At 43.8% G+C, this 3,459-nt stretch carries 4 protein-coding genes and 1 pseudogene; 4 read left to right on the top strand and 1 reads right to left on the bottom strand.

What is annotated here, in order from left to right; genetic code table 11:
* Positions 1–144, top strand: a pseudogene (locus ACE1AQ_RS05750) (IS701 family transposase); the annotation flags it as partial.
* A gap of 154 nt (positions 145–298) precedes the next feature.
* On the opposite strand, the gene ACE1AQ_RS05745 reads toward ACE1AQ_RS05750, so the two are convergent.
* On the bottom strand, positions 299–847 hold the full coding sequence (locus tag ACE1AQ_RS05745) for an RDD family protein (protein ID WP_008202692.1): 549 nt from the start codon (positions 845–847) through the stop codon (positions 299–301).
* 610 nt (positions 848–1,457) lie between these two features.
* On the opposite strand from ACE1AQ_RS05745, the gene ACE1AQ_RS05740 reads away from it, so the two are divergent.
* The 3 genes from ACE1AQ_RS05740 (at position 1,458) to ACE1AQ_RS05730 (ending at position 3,393) form a co-directional block, all read left to right on the top strand.
* Positions 1,458–1,817, top strand: coding sequence for a DUF6464 family protein (locus ACE1AQ_RS05740; RefSeq protein WP_106908724.1), 360 nt, complete (start codon positions 1,458–1,460; stop codon positions 1,815–1,817).
* A 66-nt stretch (positions 1,818–1,883) separates the two neighbouring features.
* Positions 1,884–3,041, top strand: coding sequence for an 8-amino-7-oxononanoate synthase (gene bioF / locus ACE1AQ_RS05735; RefSeq protein WP_008202688.1), 1,158 nt, complete (start codon positions 1,884–1,886; stop codon positions 3,039–3,041).
* A gap of 169 nt (positions 3,042–3,210) precedes the next feature.
* On the top strand, positions 3,211–3,393 hold the full coding sequence (locus tag ACE1AQ_RS05730; RefSeq protein ID WP_039900118.1) for a MerR family DNA-binding transcriptional regulator: 183 nt from the start codon (positions 3,211–3,213) through the stop codon (positions 3,391–3,393).
* Positions 3,394–3,459 lie beyond the last annotated feature (66 nt).

The following is a 3,459-nucleotide window of genomic DNA, read 5'->3' as shown; positions in this document are numbered from 1 at the left end:
ACTGGGGGATTGCAAAGGCGGTGGGCGAATCGACCTTTAAACACTTTTGTGGAAGCCTTGGCAGCTTTTCGGACAGCGATGTCTTTCCGTTTCTTTGAGTGGCTGACCGAGAATCGGGATGTGTTTGCCGCTTACAAAGCCTAAACTGGCTTTGTTTGGGCTTGAAATTTGTTTAAGTCCCATTAAGTCCCAATAGGGATTTAGTCGATTCATGCTACCCGATCGAACCATACCGGGTAACGAAGAACCTTTGATACTGCTCACTTAAAACTTAAATCTGATAACTGATCACTGTTATTTATCTTCTGATTCTGCCCTTAACTTGATACCAAAGCCTTCTTAAACGTAGATCGAGAGAAAAACCCCGACGGGTGGGAATAACAATCGTGCCACCGATGCGATCGTGGAAAGCTTGGTTAAATTGCTCATCACCGATCGCCATACCACAATCGGCGAAAAGGGGCGAAGATAATAAAATCAAACTTAAAGGATTGCCGAAAAAAGTATTTAACCCTACCATCATTAAAGCTGCCCCGCCACCAGCGATCGCTTCTCGTTTGCTTAACTCCAAAATTCCGGGTAAACGCTGAAGTCGTAGATCGATGATCTTCATATCCAAGGCCCAACGTCCTAAACTCTGACCCTGATTCTGCGCCACCAATAACACCCGCAAACACCACCAAATCAGGAGAAAAAGCAAGAATTGCAGTACAGGCGCACTATTGGCAAAGGAGCTTAAAAACCAAATCGAGGCAAAGTCGATCAGGAAAGCATAGGCCCGACGATCTAAGGGAATTTTCGGAAATTTTTGCGGTAGATTATCTTCAGGGGGGATGGGGTAAACCATAAAAGACCTCTTGTAAAAATCAAAAATTGTTGTTAGGGTTAGGGGTCAGTAGCCAGTAGTCAGTAGTCAGGAGAATTAAGAATGAATAATAATTAGTTAAATGGTCTATTTACACACTTTATGCGATTTAATCCTTATTTTTGCCGTTTTTGAACCATCAAAAATTAATTATGCAAGGGAGTTAAAGTCAATTCTCGGAAAAATCCTGCTGTTTATCTTCTACTTTAATCGGGAAATTGGCAATTCTAGGATAAGTACCTAAGCAAAATTAATTACACATCCAAACCGTCAGCAGTTACTCCGTCAGACTTCGGCGTGAGCTTTTGTCGAACGCTTTTTGCTGTGATCAGTAAACAGTGAACTAAAAACTCAAATCTGATCCCGTCTCGGAGTCTCCTGTCTCGGAGTCTCCTGTCTCCACTGGGAAATTAATTTTGCACGACTACTTAGTTGTCTCTTGTATTTTTTCTCCTCCTGTCTGGGAGTCTTCTGTCTGGGAGTCTGCTCACCTAACTGAAGATTTTTGATTTTTGCAGCAGATATAATTATTAATCGACTCGGAGATCTAAGCTACCATTGAGCAAAGGTAGCCCAGAATACAGGGATAATCATGGAGCAAGATTCATTACTAACGGAGGTTATTCTGACCCATCCGCGGCAAAGTTTGGGGGAGATCCAATTGGATTGGATGCCACAACCGGGGAATTATTTGGCCTTAAAAGGACAAACCTATGCGGTTTTGGAACGTCACCACCAGTATCAATACAAGATTGGTGGCTATTGTTTACGCAAAATATCCCTTTATGTACAAACTGCTCCCACTCCTAACGAAAAAAGTTTGATTGAAGGACGTTGGGTGATTGGGGATGCTAGTTGTCGTTTTAACGCCAGATCCGAACTGTTACGCTGTGCGATTAACCCCTCCGGTCCCTGTCAAGATTGTCGTTTTTACGAAACTATTAACCCTTAAAAGAGCCTTTTTCGGCAAGAATCTGACTATTTTTCCCTAGCTAACCGCTATATTGATCAATCGCCTATGAATCATCCTTACTCTTGGATCGAGGATAGCTTAAAAACCCTCCATCGGGCCAATTGGTATCGAAGGGTTAAAACCATTCAAGGCCGGGGCGGAGCCGTTATAGAATTAGAGGGTCGATCGCTGATTAATTTTGCCAGTAATGATTATCTGGGATTAGCAGCCGATGAAAGAACGATCGCGGCAGCCATAGCAGCCACACAACGCTATGGAACCGGAAGCACCGGTTCGCGTCTATTAAGTGGACACCGAGATCTTCATCGAGACTTAGAATTAGCGATCGCATCTTTTAAAAATAGCGAAGACGCGATCGTTTTTAGTTCGGGATATTTAGCCAATTTGGGGACAATTACCTGTTTAGTGGGGCAGAAAGACCTAATTTTAGGCGATCAGTACAATCACTCTAGCCTCAAAAATGGAGCCAAGTTAAGCGGTGCCACGGTGAAAGAATACCGGCACAATAGTCTCGAAGATTTAGAAAATCAGTTATTAGCCCACCGTCATCACCATCGTCATTGTTTACTGCTCACCGATACAGTGTTTAGTATGGATGGGGATATCTGTCCCCTGGCGGGAATTCTCGCTCTAGCCGAGATTTATAATTGCATGGTTTTGGTGGATGAGGCCCACGCTACCGGGGTTATGGGGGAAAATGGCAGAGGTTGCGTGGAATATTGCGGTTGTCAGGGAAGGGAATTAATTCAGATGGGAACCCTGAGTAAAGCTTTGGGCAGTTTAGGGGGATATGTGACCGGAAACGCCAAAATTATCGATTTTATCCGCAATCGCGCCGCTACCTGGATTTATACTACCGGTTTATCCCCCGCCGACACCGCCGCCGCTAGAATGGCTTTAGAGATTATTCGTCTGGAACCAGAACGTCGCCAACGACTACACCAAAATATTAATTTTGTCAAGATTAACTTAAATAATTTTAATATATTGCCTTCGGAAGCGGCGATTTTATGTTTACCGGTGGCCAATCCAGGTCAAGCCCTAGAATTATCGCAAAAACTGCTAGAAAAAGGGATTTTTGCCCCCGCCATTCGTCCTCCTACCGTTCCCACCAGTCGTCTGCGATTTACTGCCATGGCCACCCATAGCCTCGCCCATCTAGAGGTTCTTGTCCAGTCTATTGGCGAATCTTTCCCCTCATAGGGAAAAAGTTTTTCGTGGGTTTTGGAAAGAGAACCAGCGCAACATCACCTCGACTAACCGTTGGCTTTGGCTGCATCATAGTTGTCATAAACACTCATTTCAGGGATAAAGACAGAAGCCAAAAACCTAACTAATACTATCCCAAATTACTCATGACTTAGGCTATACTATGAGTAAGTTGACCAGATCAGAAGCGGCTAAATTAAAAGGTGTAAGCGTATCGACATTAAGACGTTGGGAGTCTGAAGGTAAACTAATACCAGAAAGAACTGCTAACGGGCTGTTCCAATCGTCTGAAAAGGTAGCTAGACTTGCACGTAGAGTCTTAGCCTGCTCTCTATCAATTCCTTGAGATGCCAAGTTAATATCATTCGAGCTAACAAAGGTAAGAATTACACAAGCCCCTTGAGGTACGTTA

It is taken from the genome of Microcystis sp. BLCC-F209, from assembly GCF_041928595.1.
GTDB lineage: Bacteria > Cyanobacteriota > Cyanobacteriia > Cyanobacteriales > Microcystaceae > Microcystis.
This window is presented reverse-complemented; position numbering and strand designations above follow the sequence as displayed.

Bases quoted from the DNA above. Each gene is read 5' to 3' on its own strand.
- ACE1AQ_RS05745 (WP_008202692.1), bottom strand. From the start codon at position 847: ATGGTTTACCCCATCCCCCCTGAAGATAATCTACCGCAAAAATTTCCG.
- ACE1AQ_RS05730 (WP_039900118.1), top strand. From the start codon at position 3,211: ATGAGTAAGTTGACCAGATCAGAAGCGGCTAAATTAAAAGGTGTAAGC.
- ACE1AQ_RS05740 (WP_106908724.1), top strand. From the start codon at position 1,458: ATGGAGCAAGATTCATTACTAACGGAGGTTATTCTGACCCATCCGCGG.
- bioF (WP_008202688.1), top strand. From the start codon at position 1,884: ATGAATCATCCTTACTCTTGGATCGAGGATAGCTTAAAAACCCTCCAT.